The 14,976-nt window shown below is 45.2% G+C and carries 14 protein-coding genes; 10 read left to right on the plus strand and 4 right to left on the minus strand.

Annotated features, from left to right (window positions below; translation table 11 throughout):
- Window positions 1–71: 71 nt before the first annotated feature.
- Window positions 72–416: a DUF3139 domain-containing protein gene (locus EHV15_RS24940; RefSeq protein ID WP_128633601.1), complete on the plus strand. Its 345-nt coding sequence runs from the start codon at window positions 72–74 to the stop codon at window positions 414–416.
- Window positions 417–896: 480 nt separating this feature from the next.
- Here the strand turns inward: EHV15_RS24940 and EHV15_RS24945 are convergent, their stop codons facing one another.
- Together EHV15_RS24945 and EHV15_RS24950 are read right to left on the minus strand one after the other, a co-directional pair.
- Window positions 897–1,811 carry a hypothetical protein gene (locus tag EHV15_RS24945; protein ID WP_128633602.1) on the minus strand — a complete coding sequence of 305 codons (915 nt, stop codon included), beginning with the start codon at window positions 1,809–1,811 and terminating at the stop codon, window positions 897–899.
- A gap of 498 nt (window positions 1,812–2,309) precedes the next feature.
- Window positions 2,310–3,779, minus strand: a complete 1,470-nt coding sequence (locus EHV15_RS24950) for an amidohydrolase family protein (protein WP_128633603.1) — start codon at window positions 3,777–3,779, stop codon at window positions 2,310–2,312.
- Window positions 3,780–3,962: 183 nt separating this feature from the next.
- On the opposite strand from EHV15_RS24950, the gene EHV15_RS24955 reads away from it, so the two are divergent.
- From EHV15_RS24955 to EHV15_RS24980, 6 genes are all read left to right on the plus strand, one after another.
- Window positions 3,963–4,688, plus strand: coding sequence for a response regulator transcription factor (locus EHV15_RS24955; RefSeq protein WP_128633604.1), 726 nt, complete (start codon window positions 3,963–3,965; stop codon window positions 4,686–4,688).
- Window positions 4,685–5,617 (plus strand): sensor histidine kinase, encoded by a 933-nt coding sequence (locus tag EHV15_RS24960; protein ID WP_128633605.1) that lies wholly within the window; start codon window positions 4,685–4,687, stop codon window positions 5,615–5,617. Before EHV15_RS24955 ends, EHV15_RS24960 begins: the two co-directional genes overlap by 4 nt.
- Window positions 5,618–5,636: 19 nt before the next feature.
- Window positions 5,637–6,560 carry an ABC transporter ATP-binding protein gene (locus EHV15_RS24965; protein ID WP_128633606.1) on the plus strand — a complete coding sequence of 308 codons (924 nt, stop codon included), beginning with the start codon at window positions 5,637–5,639 and terminating at the stop codon, window positions 6,558–6,560.
- Window positions 6,553–7,251 (plus strand): ABC transporter permease, encoded by a 699-nt coding sequence (locus EHV15_RS24970; RefSeq protein WP_178075952.1) that lies wholly within the window; start codon window positions 6,553–6,555, stop codon window positions 7,249–7,251. The genes EHV15_RS24965 and EHV15_RS24970 overlap by 8 nt, the downstream gene beginning before the upstream one ends.
- Before the next feature lie 263 nt (window positions 7,252–7,514).
- Entirely contained in the window at window positions 7,515–8,357 is an 843-nt protein-coding gene (locus tag EHV15_RS24975; RefSeq protein ID WP_128633608.1) for a hypothetical protein, read from the plus strand.
- A 788-nt stretch (window positions 8,358–9,145) separates the two neighbouring features.
- Window positions 9,146–10,645, plus strand: coding sequence for an alpha/beta hydrolase family protein (locus EHV15_RS24980; protein ID WP_128633609.1), 1,500 nt, complete (start codon window positions 9,146–9,148; stop codon window positions 10,643–10,645).
- A gap of 225 nt (window positions 10,646–10,870) precedes the next feature.
- On the opposite strand, the gene EHV15_RS24985 is transcribed toward EHV15_RS24980, so the two are convergent.
- On the minus strand, window positions 10,871–11,659 hold the full coding sequence (locus tag EHV15_RS24985; protein ID WP_425464450.1) for an SDR family NAD(P)-dependent oxidoreductase: 789 nt from the start codon (window positions 11,657–11,659) through the stop codon (window positions 10,871–10,873).
- Window positions 11,660–11,889: 230 nt separating this feature from the next.
- On the opposite strand from EHV15_RS24985, the gene EHV15_RS24990 reads away from it, so the two are divergent.
- Window positions 11,890–12,273 carry a MerR family transcriptional regulator gene (locus tag EHV15_RS24990; protein ID WP_128633611.1) on the plus strand — a complete coding sequence of 128 codons (384 nt, stop codon included), beginning with the start codon at window positions 11,890–11,892 and terminating at the stop codon, window positions 12,271–12,273.
- Between the two features lie 42 nt (window positions 12,274–12,315).
- Here the strand turns inward: EHV15_RS24990 and EHV15_RS24995 are convergent, their stop codons facing one another.
- Window positions 12,316–12,993, minus strand: a complete 678-nt coding sequence (locus tag EHV15_RS24995; protein ID WP_128633612.1) for an SDR family NAD(P)-dependent oxidoreductase — start codon at window positions 12,991–12,993, stop codon at window positions 12,316–12,318.
- Between the two features lie 154 nt (window positions 12,994–13,147).
- Between EHV15_RS24995 and EHV15_RS25000 the strand changes: the two genes are divergently transcribed.
- Together EHV15_RS25000 and EHV15_RS25005 are read left to right on the plus strand one after the other, a co-directional pair.
- Window positions 13,148–13,720 (plus strand): TetR/AcrR family transcriptional regulator, encoded by a 573-nt coding sequence (locus tag EHV15_RS25000; RefSeq protein ID WP_128633613.1) that lies wholly within the window; start codon window positions 13,148–13,150, stop codon window positions 13,718–13,720.
- A gap of 285 nt (window positions 13,721–14,005) precedes the next feature.
- Window positions 14,006–14,572: an NAD(P)H-dependent oxidoreductase gene (locus EHV15_RS25005; RefSeq protein ID WP_128633614.1), complete on the plus strand. Its 567-nt coding sequence runs from the start codon at window positions 14,006–14,008 to the stop codon at window positions 14,570–14,572.
- The last annotated feature ends 404 nt before the right edge of the window (window positions 14,573–14,976 follow it).

Consider the following 14,976-nt stretch of genomic DNA (forward strand, 5'->3'; position numbering starts at 1 on the left):
TGCTCCATTTAATAAAGTGGAGCATTTTTCTATTTTATCTTACTATGTTTATATGAGGGGAGTGGCTACCTTTGAAAAAAACAATAATTGTATGCTCAGTTATTCTCGTTATCTTGTTGATTGTGGGGACCGGGTACTTTATGCTCCAATCTAAACTGAACAGGCTCGAGGACAGTCTCTTGGTGTATCTTGTTCATGAAAAAAAGTATCAAGAGGATGATATTGCACTGATTGAAGCACATTGGGGTAAAATGCCTGCATTATGGGTTAATGTTACATTTGCGGATGAACCAAGCAACACTTATGTTTATACCGACCGAGGAAATAATACCTGGGTACAAATTGGTCCTACAGTTTCAGACCTTGAGCAAGGGGAAGTGTACAAGCATTATGTACATACACAAAACTGGCGATAAGAGATGAAGTAATTACAAAAATATATATTGTCATGTTATGGTTCACAAAATAAATTGAGAAGAAGGTTAAATGAATGACAAGCAAAGTTATGAGGATTATTGGCACAACTGCATTGTCTATTTCATTTATTACTGTGATCCATTAAAACAGAAATAACATATTTTGTCATAACAAACCTCATACATAGGCATTTTTTACTCCAAGGGTTGATCTAGATGGAATGTGCTAAAATTTTTGGGAAAGTCTCTAAGAGCTATCGTGCTTCCTTATTAGGATTATTTGAAATTGCCTAAATTATTTAGTTAAGCGGTTAGGGAAAATACATAAGAAGGTCAAGAAAGTATATTATTGCTATACTGACACTAATTAGCGAAGCCTGCAGAGGATTGATCCCTGCAGGCCTCGTTTTAATTTGTTTCATTTTTTTCCGAAGGCTTAGCGTATATTTTCGTTAAAATGTTGGCGGGACCCCAGTAAGCTTACATCGATTGGTCTTGTTGAACGAGATTCATCCAGCCTACCAGGTCGTGGACGGCGATACCGCCGAACGAGGTTTGCGTTCCGCCCAATTGCTCCAACAGGGCGAGCTGCTCATTCAGAACTTGGCTGCCTTCTTCGTAAAAAGTGATGAAATTTCCTTCGTTGGAGGGCTTGGTTTCCACACCGGTGTAGATTTTCTTGTTCATGCTTTCGCCTTCGGCAAACTCGGTTTTGGCCGTATCGTAAATGGCCTGGGCGCTATCGCGGTAAGACATCAGGGTCACGGATTCAAAGCGAGAGATCATCCAGGAGCTCAAGGTTTGTTCGCTGTCCGGTACTTTATAATTATCGAGCCAGAAGGGAAGAGCCGCCGACAGCGGAAGTTCCAAGTCAGCCGACTGTCGGACCAACGCATCGACATTGTCTTGCCACTCAGTTACTAAGGTGTCGTAGTCCGTTTTCCAGATCGGAAGCAAATACGGCTCAATGTCAACATGAATTCCCTTTAACTTCTCCTCCGGCGCGGCTTGCTGCTGGTAATCGTTAATCCATTTCATAAAAGCGTCCAATTTCGGACGGCTTGCGGCAAGGGCCCAGTCCGGGGCTCCGTTTAGAGCATGAACTTCGATGCCCATTTCCGAGGCCTGGCGAATAAAGCTGCGGTAGGAGGCAAGATCTACTTTGGTACTAATTTGCAAGTATATAATTCCGACGCCTTGGGACTTGGTAAAGTTCAACAGCTCGGAGGACGAAGATTGGATAAGAGCGGTGTGCCATAACCAAGTCGTTCTGGCTTTGGAGACGGGTTTATCTTCAATGCTGGCGGCTTTGGTGGCCGGATTGCCCAAAAGCGCCAATATCAAAACAAGTACAAGAAGCATTGCGGATTTGCGGGGGTAAGAGATAGTTTTCACGAAGATGTACACTCCTTTAAGATAATAAAAATGTGTGATTAAGGTTAGGAGTAGCGGACGACACGATTGGGGATCATATGAAACTCTAGGCCTTACCTCCCGCGTAGTGATGTGTCCAATCTTTAGGTCGTAGATCCCTATTAAAAGAATTATTTGCGACTTGAGAATGGGTATGATCATATTTTCGTCGGTTTTTCTGAATTTTTTCATAGGTCTAACGGATTATTTTTGCCATATTATTAGCAATGTTAACAGTAGCATCCAGTTTAAGCTCGATAAATCGGGACATGCGCACCAATGGTCCGGTTTGGTAAAATAATTCAAAAAGCGGTTTCAAAGCGCAGCAGCTCGGTTGTGCATGGGGATAAGGGCCTAAAAAAAGGAACAAGCTTCTTATTGTCGTTTCCCTTGTAGGTGTTCCGAAATATGAACAAGGCCCTTCCGCTTCTTATTGGGGAAGGGAAGGGCCTGGCCGCATTATTGATTATGAAGGATGTGTTAATTGGCAGATGGCCCGGATCCTTCCGGCTCATCTTTTATATCGGCAACCTTTATCACGGGGTATGTTTTAACCGCTCGGTCCAAAGTCTGCTTCTCCATCAGTTTCCCGTCCAAGACAACTGCGGAGATGCTTGTCGTGTTTCGAATGTCCTCCAGCGGGTTCTTGTCAAGCAGCACGAGATCGGCGAGCTTTCCTTGTTCTACGGTGCCCATTTCCTGCTCTCTCTCCAAATATCGCGCCGGATTCAGCGTTGCCGTCTGCAAGGCCTGCAGCGGGGTGAGGCCGCTTTTAACTAGCAATTCGAGTTCATCGTGCAAGGAAACGCCGTATATAAAGTTAGTCATTTCGAAGCTGGAATCGCTGCCTGCAAGCATAGGCACGCCGGCATCGTTCAACTTTTTGACCATGCCCGGCGTTAAGGAATTGATGGCCGCCATTAATTCCGTTTGTTCGGGAGGAGTGGCGCGAATCACTTCGGCCCATTGCTTCTGCACGGCAGTCGGGACGTATTTGGACCGCGGATCGATTTCGGTTTTGGCCATATTCAAATAGGTAACAATAGTCGGTACAGGCCAGACTCCCTTTTCCTTAAATTTGCGGAACAGCTTGTTGGCCTTTACGGAATCATAGGATTCGGAGGCCTCGATCTCTGCCAGCGAATAACCGAGCAAATCGCTCATGTCGGCTTTCTTGAAAATATCGTCTTCGATGCTCGAAGTGGCAATAAACAAACCGTGCAGGTGTTCTATGCTCTTGAATCCCAGTTGAGCGGCTTCGCTTGCCCGTACCTCTACCGGCAAATGACCGACCACCGGCAAACCGTACTTTTGGGCCTCATCCATGACCGCCAAAAACAGGGGACGCGGCAACCAAGAGTAGACCTTGATATGATCCGCGCCTTTTGCCGCATTGAGACGGACGGCTTCGCGCGCTTGTGCCTCGGTTTTCAAGTAGAACATGTGGGGAGCCTCGTCAGCCGGACCTCCATTTAGGGTCGAACCCGCATAGACAAGGCGTGGGGCCGGCATACCGGCTTGGATGCTCGTTTTCCACAGATCGATGTTTGTAAGCGCTACCCCCATCTCCCTTACTCCGGTCACTCCGTTAGCCAGAAAGAGCGGGAAAGCGTCTTTATAGTTATCTTCCAGATGGACGTGCATGTCCCACAAACCGGGAATGACGTATTGGCCCGTAGCATCCCGTACTTGCGCATAATCGGGGATGGCCGTTTGACTGCTGTTTCCAATGTGACTGATTTTATTATCCGTAATGATAATCGTCTGATCGTTGGTTAACTTTCCGGATCTTACGTCCACGATCGTCGCATGCTGAAGCACCAGCGTCTGCCTGGTCGCAGGCTCAATACTTGCATAACCGGTACCTGTACCTCCCGCTATCACAATCAATAATGCCATGAACCCTAATAGGGACTTCCTAAAGCTGTGCATTTTCCTCGTTAAACTCATCTTTGTCCTCCTCGCTGAAATGAAAACTATCAACCGATATAACTTGATTGTAGAGTGCAAATCCTGCTTTTTTATTAATCGTTCCTTACAAAAAGCTTACATATGAAAAGGTGGAAGGAAGCCGGGTTGCCAACGGCCGAAATTTGTGAGGTAATAGATTCAAAACGTTTGCGGAGGAAATTCATGTCGGGGGAACATGTACTGCTTGTTGAGGATGACCGATCCATCAGCGGAATGGTGGGGCCTTATCTGGAAAAAGAGGGCCACCGCGTCTCGTATGCATACGACGGCCTGGAGGCAGAGCGCCTGTTCGCGGTGCAGCCTCTCCGGTACGATCTGGTCATATTGGATCTTATGCTGCCGCGCAGAAGCGGCATAGAGGTGCTGCGGGCGATCCGGAGCGTCAGCTTGGTGCCCGTTCTTATCCTGTCGGCCAAGGACGGTGAGGTGGACAAGGCACTGGGGCTCGAATTGGGCGCGGATGATTATGTGAGCAAGCCCTTCTCGCTGATCGAACTGACCGCCCGCGTGCGAGCGGCCATTCGCCGCTCCAATTATACCTTGCCACCTGGTCAGGCTTCGGATTCGCCGGAACAAGACGAGGTTATCCGGGTGGGGGGGATCGTCATGAACTTGGAGACATACGGCGTCGAGCGGGATGGCCAGCCCGTGAAGCTGACGTCCAAAGAGTTCGGCATCCTGAGACTGCTTGCGGAGCATCCGGGCCGGGTGTATACGAAAGCCCAGATCTACGCGTCGGTCTGGAACGATACCTTTATCGGAGACGATAATATCATTAACGTGCATATGCGCCGTTTGCGCGAGAAGCTGGAAGCGGACCCGTCCAATCCTCAATACGTCAAGACGCTGTGGGGCCTCGGGTACAAGCTGGAAGCGGACCCGTCATGATCTGGTTCTTCGTGACTTCCATCGCGCTGCTCGGCATTGCCGTGATCGTGCTTTTGGCGCGCCAGCGCAAACGAAGCCGCCAACTGGCGTATATTCACGGGAAGCTGAACTCTATCTTGGATAAAGGCACGAACGAGCGGCTGCTGTTATTCGACAGCGATGCTCAGGTAGGGCGAATCTTGATCGACATGAACCGGCTGCTCGACCGCGCGCATCGGGCAGGAGCGCGCTACGCCAATCAGGAGATCGAGATTCGCCGCATGCTGTCCAACATCTCGCATGACCTGAAAACGCCGCTGACGGTGGTGCTGGGCTACAGCGAGATTCTTCTTCATGACCGAGGACTGGCTGAGCGCGAGCGGGAAGCAATGACGGCCAATATCCACGACAAGGCGCAGGAGGTGCTCCGTCTCATGCATTCCTTCTTCGACCTGGCCAAGCTGGAGGCGGGCGATACCGAGATGGCGCTATCCCGCGTGAATGCCAGCGAGCTGTGCCGCTTGAAGTTGTTATCTTTTTACGACATGCTTGCGAATCTGGGAATGAAGCTGAAGCTGTCCATGCCGGGCGAAGACCTGTACGTCATGGCCGATGCGGAGGCGCTGGATCGCGTGCTGGATAACCTGATCACGAATGCGATGAAATACGGGGCCGATGGCAAGCTGCTGGGATTGACGCTGGAGCGGTCGGACGAAGGGAAGGTTGCCATCCAGGTGTGGGACAAAGGCAAAGGTATTCCCGAGAAAGAGCACGACCGGGTCTTCGAACGAATGTATACGCTGGAGGATTCGCGAAATCGCCTCTACCAAGGCAGCGGCCTTGGCTTGACCATTACGAAGCGGCTCGTTGAGCGTATGGGAGGCACCATCGGCTTGCAAAGCGTGCCCGGCGAGCGGACCGTGTTCACGGTAGTCCTGAAGTCCACCTAGCAAAGGAGAGCACGGAGCGATGACATACATAGCGCGCACGATTGGAGTAACGAAGGTGTACGGGGGCACGGAGGTGGTGTCTGACGTCTGCATGAACATCAGGCAGGGCGAAATTTACGGATTTCTCGGGCACAACGGGGCAGGCAAAACGACGTTGCTGAGAATGCTGACCAACCTGGTCAAACCGACCGCTGGTGAGATCGAACTATTCGGGGAGAAGCTTACGCCTCATTCGTACGAAGTACTGAAACGCATGGGCAGCGTGATCGATTATCCGTTTTTCTATGACGGCCTGTCGGCCCGGGAGAATCTGGAGCTGCACTGCGAATATATGGGATTTCCGGACAAAAAGGTCATTGGCGCCATGATGGAACAGGTGGGCCTGAAGGATACGGGCAGGAAGCCCGTCCGGGAATTTTCCCTCGGCATGAGGCAGCGGCTTGGCATCGCCCGCGCATTGATCACGACGCCGGAGTTGCTCATTTTGGATGAGCCGATCAACGGTTTGGACCCGGCAGGTATCAAGGAGCTGCGCGATCTTCTTAAACGGCTCAGTGCCGAATACCGGATCACGCTGCTTGTCTCGAGCCACATTTTGGGCGAGATCGAGCAGATTGCCGATACGGTCGGCGTCATTCGCGGGGGGCGGCTGATCGAGGAAGTATCAATGGAACGCATTCGCGGCCAACACAACGAATACATCGAGCTCCGGCCGACCGACGTTCGCAAGGCGGCGTACGTCATGGAGCATCTGCTCGGACTAAGCAATTACAAGCTGGTGGGCGAGCATACGATGAGGGTTTACGATCCAGGCGCGATTCCGTCGGAGCTGAATGCGGGCCTCGTTCGCCATGACGTTGCGATCGAATCGATCTTCAAACGGACGCACTCTCTGGAGGAATACTTCATGAACTTGATGAAGGGGGATGGCGGCGTTGCTTAAACTGATCTCGCTGGAACTCCGTAAGTACCGGTTCGCCCGTCATATCGGCTATGCCGCCATGGCCGACCTGGCGATCCTTCTGTTTCTGACCATGATAGGCATTACCGATTATGGAGCCGAGGATTACGCTTATTCCACTTACCCGGAATCGTTCATGCTGATCGATACCTTCGTCAGGGCAACCTTCATGATATTCGCCGGAGCGCTGCTCTCAACAATGATTACCTTGGAATACAGAAACAAAACGCTCGGCGTACTCTTTACGTATCCGATCAAACGCCGCAAGCTGATCGCTGCCAAATTGGTCATCATCTTCTTTTTTACGTTCGGAATGATCCTGTTCACCGACGTGCTGATGGGTTCCGTTTTGGTGGCCGTGGATCACTTCTATCCCTTTATTGCGGATTCACTAACGATGGAACAGGTACAAGTGCTGCTGCTCGAGTACACCATCAGTTCGCTGTCGGCTGCCGCGATGGCCCTGATTCCTTTGTTATTCGGCATGCGCAAGCATTCGGTTACAGCCACCATGGTCTCCTCCATTCTGCTAGTGCTCATCGTATGCTCCGGCTTTAACGGACCATTGGTATCCATTAACTCCATCGTCGCGGTCCACCTGGCGCTTGGAGCCGCCGGCTTGGGGATTGCTGGGGCTTCGATGCTTCGTCTGGAGACGAAGGACGTGAACTAGGGCGGCGCGGGAAAACTTGTGAATGAGGTTCTTGGAAAGAAAGCTTCAAAAGAAACAACTGACTAAATAATTTGTCGCACTCTCCCGAAAGGGAGGGGGCGATTTTGTCGTTTATAGGAATTTATTGAGGATTGATTTAAGTTGTTCAAAAAATGATCAATAATTGCCCCAATTATATACAAAAACACTTAGAATAATTGACTAATGGTAAATAATTCCGTATCCTTATGATAAGGAATTAAATGGGATTGGAGGGAATTTTATTGAATCAACTACGCCTGGACGATTTGAAAATTGATTCCTTAGTTGATCTGCTAAAGGCTACATATACCCTTGAAGATTGGGACAAAATGATCGAAATAGCTGACAAGCTTCACTTGACCGCCCTAGAGCTTGAAGGCGAAAGATCAACTAAAAGCAAGGCTTGTGAGAGACATCCGATTTACTACTTTGGCTACAGCAAGTTAATGAAAGGATTAGCTCTTCAAAATAAGGGACAATACAGCGAATCAAAGGCCCTTGTAGAAGAGTATAGTGATCTTTCTTGGCTAGATGACGGGAGCAAAAAAGCAAAAGAAGAAGTCGAGTTCTTTAAATTGTTCTCTAAAGCTAACATGCTCGCAGTCAATTTACTCTCAGGCAGATTAGAGTACCTTGACCCGTATATTCAATTTCTAAAGGATGCAAGAATCGAAGAGTTAATACCTGGGATACTCAACATCACCGATGCGGCAATAAAGCATGATTTTGACATTGGTGATGTGTTGACTTTATTTGAAGGCGATATAAATAAAGCACTCGAATACTATAAGCAGAAGCGAACAGTGTACTTGATGAGAATATTCTTTAAATTGTCGCTGTATCACTTTGTTCGTCAGCAGTATAGTGCTGCAATAGATAAAACATTACAAGGTTTGGAATTATCTAACACAATTAAAGATACATTCGCTTTTAAAAAGTTTTCTGCATTGTTCGAATCATTTAGAAAACATGCTAACGAAGTTCAACAGAAGCGGTACACTCTATTTATGAATAATACTCTTAAGGAGGAATTAAGTAATGAAAAAAGCATTTTTTTCAATGGCGATCGCATTGGGGTTAATTAGCGTGATTGTAGTACCCGTAGTACCAAGTACACCTGGCGTAATAACTGTAAATCATGGGGCGGATCATTAAGACGTTTGAATATCAGATGGAATTTTAGCTAAAAAATCACCCTCTAGGGCCAAATAGAGGGTGATTTTTTATATATGAAAAGGTCGGAAAGCTTACATCGATTGGTCTCGTTGAACGAGATCCATCCAGCCTACCAGGTCGTGGGCGGCGATACCGCCGAACAAGGTTTGCCATTCGTTATATCTCCCATTGCTCAGAAGAACTACCGCATTCTGGCAGTAATTACTGTTAATTTCAATAATGATTAATATTTTAAAATTTCTTAATGTATTCGTGGCCACAAGAGTCATTATGGACCAAAAGTGTAAATACGAAAAGTACAGACTTTTTGGTTACATAGTAACTAAAGAGTAATATTTGAGACAAAATACATGCAAAATCACAAATGGAAAATATTGTGACTCGTAAACAAAATCAAGCTAACTAAAGTTTTGTGCGTGTCTAATATTATTATATTTGAACTGAGTTAAACGAGAAGAAGTGGTTAGTTTATTTGATGTCACAAGACCCAAATATCATAATTTGGGATTGGCTAGTTATCTTGTAAACAGGTTAACTTTTGTTAAGCTAACGGGCAGATTACATTGACGTTAACTGATACATTTTGGATTCCGAAACCGTCTTTATATTAAAGCAACGAAAGGAGGGGGGCTAAGGCTAGCGTGGAGGATTAGATTGGGACGAACAAAAATGGAAATTTTTTAAAAGGAGAATGGAGATGAGGTTGTTTGAACTGTTGCTCTTATTGTCAAGCATCGGCTTGTTTGCATTAACCGTTCTATTAAAAAAAGGACGGCGTAAAATTCCAGTATCCGTTGCAAGCGGGTTCGCCACACTTTTACTGGTCATTCATTGGACGGTGGAAGGATACAGAGTTCAGCTATTTTTCCCATATTGCATCACGATCATATTTTTAGCCATTTCAGGTTATAGCTATTTTAAAAAAAACGGTCCCCAAAAAATCCCACGATTCATATTGGGTTCAGCTTATACCGCTATAGCAATAATGCTGGTCGTAACAGCGGGTCTCATGTATGCTTTTCCTGTATTTAAACTACCTGAACCGACAGGCGAATTTAAGGTTGGAACGCAAACTTTTCATTTCGTGGATACAAACAGGGAAGAGATTTTCGACGAAGCCCGAGATAGCAAGAGGGAATTGATGGTTCAGGTATGGTATCCGGCTCAAGCCGGCACCGGCAAGTACGCTCCCTTTGTTCCCGATCTCCAGATTTTACGTTATATGGCTGCGGACTATGGCCTTCCCGGGTTTACTTTTCAACACCTGAAGTACGTATCCAGTCATGCTTATTCGGGGGCCGAAGTCTCTTCGGCGCAGACTTCATACCCGCTGATCCTTGCGAATCCCGGCAACGGCTCTTCCAGGTTCCTCCACACGTCGCAAGCCGAAAATCTCGCGAGTCACGGATATATCGTGGCCGTGATCGACCACACCTACAATACATTTGCAACTGAGTTTCCGGACGGACGAATCACGACCAGCACAACCAACGACTTATTCTCGCCGGGCCAAGATTACCGGACGAGTAGAGAAAATCGCGACAAGTTGGGAGAAGTTCTAACCGGCGATGTGGCGTTTGCGCTGGACCAATTCGAGCTCATCCAATCGGGGCAGATTCCAAGCCATCTAAAAGGGAGGATTGATCTTCGTCATGTCGGGGTGTTCGGCCATTCCATCGGTGGAGCGACGGCCTATGACGCTTCTTACGATCCGCGAATCGCGGTTGGAATCGACCTTGATGGAGGGCTTTATCGGCTGCGTGACAGAGAGGGTCTGCGAAAGCCGTTTTTGTTCATCAACTCGGAAAGCTATTTCGAAAAATTAAAAATGGTGATGGATAACCGGGTATACACGGATGCAGAGCTTAACCGTATGGGCTCAACAAGAGAGTGGGAGGATCAAGTAACGGAAGATAAAAAGTTGGAGCTTGAACGGATGCGCGAAACGGTCGATGAAGGGGGGGAAGTCCTCTATATTGAAAATACGGAGCATTTGAATTTTGCCGATGTACAGTTCATTTCTCCGGTTTTCAACATGCTGGGTATTACAGGAACGATTGCGCCCGAAAGAGCGAACTCCGTTATCAATGCCTATATGCTGGATTTCTTTGATATGTATTTGAAAAATCAGGGCGGTATCTTAATGAAAGGACCGGATAGCCGCTTTCCGGAAGTGAAGTTCGTAACCTCGCTATGACGAGATTAGGAGTTGTTGTCTTCGTTGATTTTGGGATGTTGTGTCGCGGGACAAGAACACTGTTCCATTCAAAGTCGCTCTGTTTTAGTGGCTTTTTTGTTTTAAAGAACCAAGTTCTTGTCCTAACCGAGGATAAGAACTTGGTGTCATTTCCGATTAGATTATTATCTAAAAAGTTGCGTGGTGGAAATCATATCGTGTGACAAACATTTTTCCGCCGAAAAATCAAATGTTTTGACCACCGGAGATCTCGATTCTCTGTGCATTAACCCAGCGGTTATCGGGATCGAGTAGACTGGCAACTGCGGGACCAATGTCGTCAGGCACGCCGACACGACCAAGGGTAACCATCGCAGCAAATGCATCATTGTAAGCTGGCGTGTCACGCACAGCGCCGCCTAAAAAATCAGTTTCAATCGCACCAGGCGCAACGGTATTAACGGTGATACCGCGGTGGCCCAGCTCTTTTGCCATATAGATGGTTAGAATTTCTACTGCACCTTTAGCTGCAGAGTAAGCTGAGAAGCCTGGATATGAGACACGAGTGAGGCCTGATGAGAAGTTAACAATACGACCACCATCTGCAAGAAGCGGCAATAGGGCTTGAGTCAAGAAAAATACGCCTTTCACATGCACATTGAACAGGCTATCGAATTGAGCCTCTGTTGTTTCGGTGAAGCTGATCATTTCTCCATGACCCGCATTATTCACCAGATGATTGAAAGTGGCACTCCCCCAATTAGATTGTAAAATAGAACCAACGGTTTCAGCAAAGTTAGCGAAGCTGGATGTATTTTCTATATCGAGTTGTAGAGCGACCGCTTTACGCCCCAGAGCTTCAATCTCAGCAACGACTGATTTTGCCTCTTCTGCTTGGCTACGATAGGTCAAAATGACATCACCACCATGACGTGCAATGCTAATGGCAGTATTACGACCAAGTCCCCGACTGCCGCCAGTGACCATTGAAATAGTGGTCTGTGTAGCTTCATGTGCTAAAAGTTTATTTTCCAACGTATACATTCCTCTCAAAAATCGTTTTTTAATTACCTTGCTATCATAGTTTATAAAGTTCACTTCAAGTCAAAGGTTTTTTTTGAAAAATAAAAACAGTATAATAGAATAGGGAAAACCCTGATTTAATAATAGATTTTTTCTTTTATAGCATGAAATCAGAGAATCCAATTTATAAAGTTGAAGAAATTATTTAAAGTACACTTTAAGAGGAGGCTTACAAGGTTATAATGCTGACTATAAAAGAAGTTACTGAAATAACGGAAATAGCCGCACACACCCTTCGATATTATGAAAAAGAGGGCTTGCTTCCACATGTTAAAAGGAACGATAATGGAAAGCGTCTATACGATGAAGAAGATTTAAGTTGGATACACTTTGTTACAGCACTTCGGGCAACAGGAATGCCTATTGCACAAATTCAGAAATACGTTTACTTATACAAAGAAGGGGACTCAACAATTTCAGAACGAAAATTGATGATGCTCAATCATAAAAAAGAAATAGAGCGAAGCATAAGGGATCTCTATTTTAACTTGGATAAAATAAATTATAAGCTTGCTCTATATGATGTTTTAGAATCTCAGATTGAACGAACTAGTATTAAAATATAGGATAGACCCAGACAAAAACCTCTTAATAGAAGAACATTTCAATTAGGTAATCGTAGCCGGATCAAAACCGTGAGGGAATATTTCTTCAAAATGGTCCTTTCTCTCATATAAATTAAACCAAGTGTCTGCAATAGCATCCGGGTCTCCTGCTGTACCTGGTTGTATCATGGCTCCGATCGAAAGATGTCCGATAAATACGCCTTTTTCCTTCAATTCATTGTGCAGGTTTGCAGCATAATTACGAATGCCCGCCCCAACAATTCCCGCATTCCCAGCATAAGGGATAGGAAACATGGCAGATACACCCGTTGTAAACAGAATTGCACCAGAATCGTTATTTATCATATCCGGTAGCACCTCATTGACGGAAAGAACGGCAGGCAGCAAGTAGCTGTTCATTAATTCTGACACACTTTGTGGCGTAGTTCCTAGCACGTTTGTGAAATTATCCCCTTTGGCATAGGGACTAAATTCCAGCACATCAATCGAACCAAACTCCTTTTTTGCTGATTGAATGGCTTGTTTTAATGCAGCTAAGTCCGTGATATCCGCAACAAAAGACTGCGTTTGAATATTTAATTTCCGAAGTTCAGACTCGATTATTGCTAATTTCTCAGGGTTACGTGCAATGGCTGCTACCCTAAATCCATTCTCTCCGAATTTTTTGGCGAGAGACAAGCCTAATCCAGGACCTGCACCAACAATGGCAATAGTTTTCATTTTTCGTTTACTCCTTATCTCTGATATATTAAAGTAACGTTTGTTGCTTTAATATAAACTATACTTCCATTGAAATAAGACAACAATCAACAATCACGTGTGAATGTTGCTATAACGACAAAAGTGATATATTGTCAGGAAAGAGGAGAGAAAAATGGCATCAAAAGTAAGAAATTTACGTAACACACATACCAAACAGTCATTGATTAATGCTTTTTATAGCTTGGTTTCTAAAAAGGATTTTGAAAAAATCACAATAGCAGATATAACAAAGGAAGCACAAGTTAATCGGGCTACTTTTTATGCACACTTTAATGATAAATACGATCTAATAGAGTACCTTATGGGGGATTTCGCCTCGGTTTCTATCAATAATCGGACTTCAGGTATTGTGAAGTTTGATCAGGACAGTATAAATCAACTTGTTTTGGCGGTATTGGATTTTTATCAACAACCGAACATTGAATGTCGCGGTAGCTATGGTGGCTTGATGTTACCTCAAATGAAAGAAAAAATACTAAACGAATTGAAGATTTTCTTGTCGAAAAGTTTGGAGCATATTTATACGGAAAACGAAAAGAATATGTTTGTGCCAATTTTTGCACAAATCATCCATGAAGGAGCCGTGCAATGGGCCAGCGGCAATATCACTATGAGTAAGGAGGAGGTCGCCAAAAAGATCGCACTATTTATAACAGGTAAATCTCATTTTTTTGAAGGACATTAAGCACATTTCGCTAATAGATAAGCAAAGGATGGAGCTGTGAGAAGGACAGTTCCATCCTTAAGTTCCCATTTCATTTGTAGATACAAGGAATAAAAAATAAGAACAGCTATGTATGAAATATGAGTTGCATTATAAGAAAAGATAACATACAATATTAACATATTAGTGATTGATCAATCACAAAATCTCAAACCAGAGTAGGCAGAGACCACTCAATTTTTCATTATTAGTGATTGATCAATCAATAAACATTACAATGCTTGCAAAATGAAAGGAGACATTCCTATGAAACATTTGATTGTGTATGCCCATCCGAGAAAAGAGAGTTTTAACCATGCCATTTTAGAAACTACAGTCCAAACCCTTCGCCAAAAAGGACACGAGGTCATCGTACGCGATTTATACGCGATGGAGTTTCAACCTGTCATCAGTAGCAGTGAAATTTTGGGTGGAGTTGGCGAAGACATTGAACAGGAGCAAGAATATTTAAAATGGGCGGACGTCATCACTTTCATTTATCCGATATGGTGGACCGGACTGCCTGCAATCGTCAAAGGTTATATTGAGCGGGTCTTTACTTACGGATTTGCCTATCGTTACGTGAATGGGGAGCAGAAAGGATTGCTGAAAGGCAAAAAAGCCATAATCATCAACACGCAAGGAAAATCGCATGCCCAGTATGCTGCCAGCGGCATGGATAAGGCGCTACTACTGACTTCCGATCAAGGGATATTTGAATATTGCGGCATAGAAGTGTTGCATCATGAATTTTTCGAGTCCGTACCGGGTTCCGACGAAGCGACGCGAACGGCTTGGTTGAGACAGATCGAAGAGATGGCAGGCAAAGTGTAAGTTAAATTATTATTGGATATTATAGTTGATGATGACAAGACACCTCTTTAGAGCTTTTTTGTTTTAACGGTAATTGTCTCTACGATGATTTAACAGTTGTTGGTAGCTGGTTAAAGAATGCAAAACTGTAGTAAACATGATTATATTGCACCATTTTTAAAACTTATTTTGCGTAAGAATACACAAATAGACAAGAGCTTGTATCACTTAGATATAAGCTCTTTTTGTACTAAAGTCCCCCTTTATTGAATTAACCCTGTGTGATCTTATGTGACGTTGGTATGAGATGTTTTAGATTCAGTGTGTTTTTCAACGGTGAAAACACCGCTTTTCATCTCAAATAGAAAACAATGCCTGAAATATGAGAGAGCCGATAACCGCGTAATAGGGTTATCGGCTCTGTG

Origin of the sequence: Paenibacillus oralis, from assembly GCF_003863965.1 — a bacterium.
In the GTDB taxonomy this organism is placed as follows: Bacteria; Bacillota; Bacilli; order Paenibacillales; family Paenibacillaceae; genus Fontibacillus; species Fontibacillus oralis.

What these genes read in the sequence shown, in the direction of transcription:
- EHV15_RS24950 (WP_128633603.1), bottom strand. Translation starts at nt 3,779, where the DNA reads ATGAGTTTAACGAGGAAAATGCACAGCTTTAGGAAGTCCCTATTAGGG.
- EHV15_RS24955 (WP_128633604.1), top strand. Translation starts at nt 3,963, where the DNA reads ATGTCGGGGGAACATGTACTGCTTGTTGAGGATGACCGATCCATCAGC.
- EHV15_RS24960 (WP_128633605.1), top strand. Translation starts at nt 4,685, where the DNA reads ATGATCTGGTTCTTCGTGACTTCCATCGCGCTGCTCGGCATTGCCGTG.
- EHV15_RS24965 (WP_128633606.1), top strand. Translation starts at nt 5,637, where the DNA reads ATGACATACATAGCGCGCACGATTGGAGTAACGAAGGTGTACGGGGGC.
- EHV15_RS24980 (WP_128633609.1), top strand. Translation starts at nt 9,146, where the DNA reads ATGAGGTTGTTTGAACTGTTGCTCTTATTGTCAAGCATCGGCTTGTTT.
- EHV15_RS24990 (WP_128633611.1), top strand. Translation starts at nt 11,890, where the DNA reads ATGCTGACTATAAAAGAAGTTACTGAAATAACGGAAATAGCCGCACAC.
- EHV15_RS24995 (WP_128633612.1), bottom strand. Translation starts at nt 12,993, where the DNA reads ATGAAAACTATTGCCATTGTTGGTGCAGGTCCTGGATTAGGCTTGTCT.
- EHV15_RS25000 (WP_128633613.1), top strand. Translation starts at nt 13,148, where the DNA reads ATGGCATCAAAAGTAAGAAATTTACGTAACACACATACCAAACAGTCA.
- EHV15_RS25005 (WP_128633614.1), top strand. Translation starts at nt 14,006, where the DNA reads ATGAAACATTTGATTGTGTATGCCCATCCGAGAAAAGAGAGTTTTAAC.